Raw genomic sequence first — 6990 nt, 5'->3', positions numbered from 1 at the left:
TTCCATCTATATAATCTTTTGTTAATTTTAATAAAAAGAAAGAATATTTCGCTTTGTATCGGTATATAAGCTTAATATAAATTAGCCATCAAAATCTTCATTATATAAACTTATTACTATATAATTTGCCTACTTTTATTTAAAACTTCCTAATACGATTCATGTAATAAGAGAAATATCCCTTCCATATATAACAAATGAACCCTTCAAATATTTCAACTCAATCAATGAGGCAAACCAAAAAAATACGTAGAAAAGAACTCACGTCCTTTTCTACGCAATCGTAACTGCTACTCGCTAGCTAATAATTTTTATGTTCTCACTTTACCAGTAACGAATTCCATTTTGACCATCTCATCGATTAATCGGTAATTATTATGAGATTTAATGAGCATGACTCATCATTAATTTCCCTCGTGAATCCCCATAGAAACATCACAATACCTTAATATGACGAGTTGTAAAATAATCATAGTGCACACAAAAAGTATGATGAATTCCAATCTTTCGATTTGTGTACAATTTTGCTTTTTGTACTTAATCTTTGAATAAGTAAAATCATCAACCCTAGTAAGTATTTTAATAAGATTATCTGTCTTGATTTTCAAAACGTATTTTTTAATCAAGTTAACTTGTCACTAAAGTATTTAACCTCTGCATTAGTTGATCCCAATCTTTCTGATTTGGAATTGTATTAATAAGGAGATAATCTTTCTCCAACTCATAATCAAAAATATATGGTCGGTAATTCGTGACTATTAAATCTGTTTTATTAGATTTTAAGCGCTCCTCTGTCAACTCTGGTAAGGATAAAAAATTTAGCTGATAGCTTTCGCCTAACAAACGTTGTGCTTGAAGACGGATACTTTGAACCACCATTGAATCGCCCTCCAATAAAAATAAAATATTTTGACGAGGCTGATGAGAATGAATTAAAAGTTCAATAAATAAAGTAAATCCAACAGCTAATTCTTCAAGTGCTGTAGCAGATAATCTTAATTCCTCCTGATGTTTTTTCAGGAACGCTACATTTTTTTCATAGGATGATTGTTGCATGGCAATATGTCTCACTTCTATTTGCTGTTTATTCCATATTGGCCAAAGGGCGTTACTTAATTGCCATGCAATGAAATAAGACCTCGTAAAGGTTATTAACAAAGGACGATCCCATTGACTAAAGAGTTCATTTGAAAAGTAATCAGTGACTATTGCAGTAGTTTGAGGCCATTGATCAAATCGCAGCAAAAAACACTGCTCGTATTCCAAGCAACTTGTAGTACGTTTTGATACAATCATTAAATAGAGCCAGACTAACTCATCTTTCGGCAGGAGAATTCCGTATTCTCTATCAATGATTGGGATCAGTGACTCAAATAACTGGTAATCCTCATCCTGATAAACGAGTCTCTTAGCCCATTCGGGAACCTTAATCAACTGTTCTTGTTTTACTCTTACCATAGTCAAGTAAAGTAATGAATAGAAGGCAGCAATTGAAATTCCCGTTCCTATTTTATAAGTTTTCAACTCTACTGAAAGTTCTTTTCGAATAATTGCATGCAGGTCATCTGGGGGGCGAACCGTTTGTGGAGTTTGTTCGCCTCCATAATAAAAATCAAAGAAAAATTTCCTTATGTTTGACTCCTCTCCAATAAATTTTACAGGTTTAAAGCTGAGGCTAAGATCGTATTCTTCCAATGTTGGTTGTGTCTTTTTTAAAAAACGTCTTAGGGTAGTTTCTGCATAATTGTACTGATGTGCGAGTTCATCGAGGTCAGCAAAATCACCATAAAAAATTCTTTCCAATATTTCATAAAGTGCATCTTGGTCTAAAAGTTCCTCTTTTTTCTCTTGGTACATTAGACGATCGATTTCAGCAAAACGAAAACCAGTATTATTTGAATAAATAGCAACACTATCACCGAAGTGTTCTTTTATTAAATGAATATCTTTGACTAGTGTACGTTGGGAGATTGCCAATTTATCAGCTAGCGTAATAGTTGTAAAAGTCTCTTCTTGTTCTATAATAGTTAAAATTCGCATCCATCTTCTGATCATAGGACTTGTAATAAAAGCAATTTGAAGTTCACGCATCATATTCCTCGCTTTATTTGTAATCATTTTCTATCTTTCCATCTACTAACTAGTACTTAAATAGATTGCTAATACTCGCTTTAGTATCGCTTTGTTCATAAGTATCATTCGCTCTATTAGCATTCATTTAGTTCTTTTAGAACCTAGGAACTCTGGTATGTTTTAAGAAATTTCTATCACTTGAACAATGGATCCCTATCCAACACTGATCATTTTAGAAACATACCTTGATTGTAGACTTCACCACAAAGAGACCTGTTAAGCGATCAGAAAAGTATCGTAAGCCTTCAACTAAACAAAGAAAGACACCTATATTAATATCTGTCAGAATAATTTATGTGCGCCCATAAAAAAGGGAGGAATCATTGATTTATCATTATTGAATGACGTGTAGATGATCTGTCAAAATGCACGTATAGGCTATTCTGATTCTCGATTTAATACTTGTCCAAACTTAAACGAACGGTAGCATGGATAGTAGCTATCAACTCCATCGCAGACCTTTTCACTTGATATTTTCCTATATAAGCCAAAGAAACAAACTTTTTCACGAGAGAAATCAATTAGATGGTACCGAACTTAACTCCCAGGTTAATGTCGTTTTATAACTTGCAGCATCAGGATTGGCCCCCTTAGGAACCTCTAAAATCACACTTCGACCAGCACTTTCAAAATCACCAAATCGATAAATCCATGTTCCCGTCCCTTCAGCTCCTTGAGCTTTTAAAACCGTGCGTTTAGCTCCACCAGGAATAAGTGTGATAGGTGTCGTCTGCTGCAAGCCAGGTTCGATGCCATCTTGTACTGAAACTAATTGTTGATTCTGGAATATAAAGCTTGCCCCTGTTAACTCCGATCCTGTTTCAGCGCTATAGAATTGCTCGTTTTGACTCACAGAGAGCTCCCATCCCCCACGAGTATTTGATGGACGGCGATCGCTGACTTGAACGTAATTTGGTCGAATCTCCTCTTCAATGAACATTCCATCAACTGATAATAATCTTTGTGGCTTAGCGTAATATCTTTTGTCTTGTGCGGAAATTGCAAAGGAGCCAAAATAAAAATTGGATGCAAAATCAATACTGAACAATCCCTGGTTTTCAGGCAGAGATGAGGGATTTTCAGGATTTACTTCTTTATCTGGAGCTAGTGGATCTAACGGAGAAACACGATCATTTTCTTTTATATAAACGAATCTGATACATTTGGGAGAGTCTCTTTGAATTTTTAAAGTAAGAGATTGCACATCTTCTAAGATTTCCTCATCATTTTGAATATATAAGAGTTCATATCCTTCAAAATATTCTGCAGAAAATTCTTTGTGTTGATTCACGGGAATTTCAACGGTTTCTTCTTTAATAACAATCGTTCCTGGCTCGGCGACGTGCATCACTTTGACTTCATTTTTTGCTCTAGTAAAGTAATAAACAATTGTCTTTTCTTCATCTGAAAATGTGTAATATCCTTTGTCGTCAATCAGCGAAGAGGAGTCTTCACTAATTCCTACAAAATCATAGCCATTAAGAAATGGTTCATCACTTTCTTTACTCTTAGGATCGATGAAAGTGGAGTCACCCAACTTGCCCGTAAAGGATTCCCCAGACAAAATATTCTCCTGTGTATCAATATCTTTGTATTCAACGTTGACCGATCCCTCTCCAACAATATATTTAAAGTAATCTACCTCTATCTGTTGTAGATTACTCTGAGCGCCTGTTGCTGCTGAAATAATAAAAGACAAAGCAGTAACATTTCCACTAGATAGCCATTCACTGACATCATGGTGCCAAACCTGACCATTATACTCAATTGACAAAATCGAATCATACTCTCCGGGATTATAGGTCATTTTAAACTCTCTAAATAAATTATTATTATTCCTTAAGATCGCCTTTGCTGCTGAACTATCGTTATTGTTACTTACATGGCTAGTCAACATTCCATCGTCTCTGGTATAGATGAATGACCCATGTGGATTGTGGGTAACCAAAGGCCAAACACCAGTTGATCGAAACTCGTCTAAATCTGCAGTGGCAGATCCCGAATCCACACGATTGTGATAAGTATCTAATTTAAATCCCCAAGCGTTTTGCAGTCCTGCTATGCCCATCCCTTGTCCAGACTGACCTAACGTATCAAGTTCAGATTGATGGAAGCCAAAACCTATTCCATCACCGCCATCACTTCCGCTCAAAGAACTACCCGATGCTCCTTGTCCTCCGTTTCCATTCCCAATATTGACACGACCTTTAAACTCAAAAGGATGCATATTACTCAATTTTTCTTTAAGTAAAATACTACCGTTTTGATTACTCCTATCCTCGGTTAGTGTGACGATTCCAGTTTGGTCATTATAAATTGCCGAACCGCTCAAATGAAAATGGTCCAAAAAATTGGTCCGATCCCCTTCAATAAAATCATATTCCGTAGCTGCTGCCACATACTCAAAGCGATCAAGACGAATTTGATGGAGGTTGACTGACCCACCTGTCGCAGCAGAAATGATAAAAGATAAGTCTTCTGTGTCTATCCACTGAGAAACATCAACTCGCCATACTCTTCCTTCATAGCTAATACTGAGTATTTTGTTGTCGACACCGGGATTGTAAACTAACGAGAAATTTCGAAAAGAGTTATTACTGGGATTTGTTGTGACTCGAGGAGGCGCTTCATTCCCTTGATAGTTTCGCAGGATGCCTGAGTTTGAGTCTGTATAAACAAATGCACCAAATGCAGAGTTTGAAGTTCCATCTATTGACGAGGGGTCCGCTTCAGTTAGAGCTGTTGCACTACTGTTTCTATACGTATCAATTTTAAAGCCAAAAGAAGAAGCCAATCCTGCAAGCCCCATCCCCTGACCTGTTTCACCTACAGCATCTAAGTCATCCGCATGAAAACCAAAGCCGACCCCATCGCCACCTCTACTCGAACCTAAACCCGTATTACTGAGACGTCCAGTATTAATCGAGCCAGTGACTCGCATAGGATAACCAGAGAGCATTTTTTCTTTTAGAGTTATGGCACCGGCTTGATTGGTTACTTCTTCCGTGAGTGTCACTTGACCAAAACCGTCATTCTTTGCGTTGCCAATAAAATGAAAATAGTCTTGCAGATTGTTCACATCTACGATAACTTTTCTGTTCTCGTTTAATGGTGTGCCTTCAAAAACTTCATTGAATAACTCAAGATGTTCACTGTATGCTTCATAATCAATACCCGTTTCTACACTTTCTTGTCCAGCAATTCCATCTTCATCAGGAAAAATACCATTGTTTTCCTCTGACTCTGTGTCCCTAGCATCATTTGTAGGTTGCTCTTCTTCTATTTCAAGAACAAGTATTTTTTCTAATACAGATACTTGATATTTCCCTGGAACTTCGAAAAACAAAGGAATGTCAAATGTATCTTGAGGACGAACGGATTCAATTAGCCACCGACCTAATTGTGCTTCTTGTTTTATAGAAATACCCTCTGGTAATTTTTCTTCAACAATCTGTGCCTCTTCTGGCAAAGTAATAGGAACAGATAGATACTCACTGTTTGAAAAAATCTTTACGATTATCGGTTCTGATACTTTTCCTTTAAGATAAGTATCAGAAAAATGAAAGGTTTCATCCTTTAATTCATCCGCTTCTGTTTGCTCCACGATAGAAGGAAATTCATTAGTTTCAGACACATCATCAAAATCAGTAAGCGTTTCTGCAAAAGCCATGTTCAATGGTACAGAGAATGATTGTGCAATCATTTTGAAAGCGATAATATAAATTACCGCTTTCCTAAATAATTTACTCATCCGATCTCACACCTCCTGACTTTCTTTTAAGCTTTTTCTTATAGAGTTCGTAAACGATCATCCCCAATAACGCAAAAAATAAAACAAGTGATCCTATCATCCACCAGTTTGTGCTTGCGTCAATCGTGACATCTGTACGGTTATAACTTCGCGCTTTTTCAGAATCAATCGTAAATTTTTGTTCCCAGGACCACGACTCCCCTTTAGAAGTTGCTGTCAGTTTCAAAAGATAATTGCCAGCTTCAAAACGATCGCCTCCCAAAGGAATTGGAAAATGAAAGTGGGAATTAGGTGCCATCTGCATTTGCTCGTCACTTGCCTCATAAAGAATTTCTGTTTCACCTTCGCGCTGAACACTCGCTTTAATGGCTAGTCGATTCACAAAGGTTGGCGTCACATTTTGAATCGTCGCGCTAATTACATTGCGAAAGTTCAATTGATTTGGGAAAACATCTAAGAGTTCTAAATCTGGTTCTACAGAATCTCGAGTATTGCTGACCACAACTCCTATGACATAAGCAAATTCATTTTTTACTGCAACCCCCTCTTGCTCACTAACCGTTTCTTCTGTCTCTTCCTTCACTTCACTAATACGCAGCCCACCTGCTAGAAATCCATCAAAGGAAGCGTCTGGCATTTGAAGTGATAAGTTCACTGTTTTTGTTTCATTTCCACTGAGCTCGACCACATCTGGTGATTCAATCAATTCGTCAAGAGAATATAGTAATGTTGGGTCCGGTTCTTCTGCCTTTTTGCCATACTCCACGAAACCATGCACATTGGTATAAGCAGTATGAGGGGTGATTCGCACTTGAATGGTTTCTTCACTCCCGTTATGAAGCTTTAAGGACAATTTCTCTTTTGAACCTGGTGCTAGATTCAGATCAAAGTAACTATTTGTACTGTCTACTTGGCTAGCAGGTAATTCCGGTACAACATGAAAATTCAGGCTACTTTCTTCGGCTTGGACCAATGCTGGAAACAAGAAAATCGAAAGAAGAAAAAAAACCTTATATTTAAGGAACAAATGCTGTAAATAAGTAGATATATGAGTATGGTTCAAATGAATCATCCTTTCTAAAAAAAACAACGCTACACATTCATGC

General features: G+C 36.9%; 3 protein-coding genes. All 3 read right to left on the bottom strand.

Features of this window, described 5'->3' with window-relative positions:
- Positions 1-627: 627 nt before the first annotated feature.
- On the bottom strand, positions 628-2118 hold the full coding sequence (locus A5877_RS12705) for a helix-turn-helix domain-containing protein (protein ID WP_016621834.1): 1491 nt from the start codon (positions 2116-2118) through the stop codon (positions 628-630).
- A gap of 532 nt (positions 2119-2650) precedes the next feature.
- A complete protein-coding gene (locus tag A5877_RS12700) occupies positions 2651-5884 on the bottom strand; it encodes a WxL domain-containing protein (protein ID WP_086316942.1) in 3234 nt (1077 codons plus the stop codon).
- A complete protein-coding gene (locus A5877_RS12695) occupies positions 5877-6956 on the bottom strand; it encodes a DUF916 and DUF3324 domain-containing protein (RefSeq protein WP_086299163.1) in 1080 nt (359 codons plus the stop codon). The genes A5877_RS12700 and A5877_RS12695 overlap by 8 nt, the downstream gene beginning before the upstream one ends.
- Positions 6957-6990 lie beyond the last annotated feature (34 nt).

Origin of the sequence: Enterococcus sp. 3C7_DIV0644, assembly GCF_002141235.1 — a bacterium.
Taxonomy (GTDB): domain Bacteria; phylum Bacillota; class Bacilli; order Lactobacillales; family Enterococcaceae; genus Enterococcus_D; species Enterococcus_D entomosocium.
The sequence above is the reverse complement of the archived record's forward strand: the minus strand, read 5'-3'. Positions and strand labels throughout refer to the sequence as shown.

Coding starts and splice junctions, on each gene's coding strand:
- A5877_RS12695 (WP_086299163.1), bottom strand. CDS start 6,956: ATGATTCATTTGAACCATACTCATATATCTACTTATTTACAGCATTTG.
- A5877_RS12700 (WP_086316942.1), bottom strand. CDS start 5,884: ATGAGTAAATTATTTAGGAAAGCGGTAATTTATATTATCGCTTTCAAA.
- A5877_RS12705 (WP_016621834.1), bottom strand. CDS start 2,118: ATGATTACAAATAAAGCGAGGAATATGATGCGTGAACTTCAAATTGCT.